The 312-nt window shown below is 59.3% G+C and carries 1 protein-coding gene; it reads right to left on the bottom strand.

Annotated elements, in window-relative coordinates; all coding sequences use genetic code 11:
• Positions 1 to 312 (bottom strand): aldo/keto reductase (locus RTW80_RS28370; RefSeq protein ID WP_312721437.1); only part of this gene is annotated, 312 nt, incomplete at both ends.

Below are 312 nucleotides of genomic sequence, written 5' to 3'. Positions count from 1 at the left end.
CCGAAGCCCAGACAGGAGTAGGCGAGCAGTTCCACCTCTTCGTACTGCGTCACCTCCGCCAGACCCACTTCATAACTGCGGTTCAGCAGGCTGTACGGGTTCTGAATGGTCACGATGCGCGGCAGATCGTGTTTATCGGCCAGATGCAGATAGCGCATCACGCCAAACGCCGTCTCGTTGGAAACGCCAATGTAGCGGATCGTACCCGCCCGCTGGCACTCCGTGAGCGCTTCCAGCGTTTCCAGCAGGGTAACTGCCGGAGCACTTTCGTTCCAGGTGTAGCCAAGCTTACCGAAGCAGTTCGTCGGACGC

The organism is Escherichia sp. AM3 (genome assembly GCF_032029835.1).
Lineage (GTDB): Bacteria > Pseudomonadota > Gammaproteobacteria > Enterobacterales > Enterobacteriaceae > Escherichia > Escherichia coli.
This window is presented reverse-complemented; position numbering and strand designations above follow the sequence as displayed.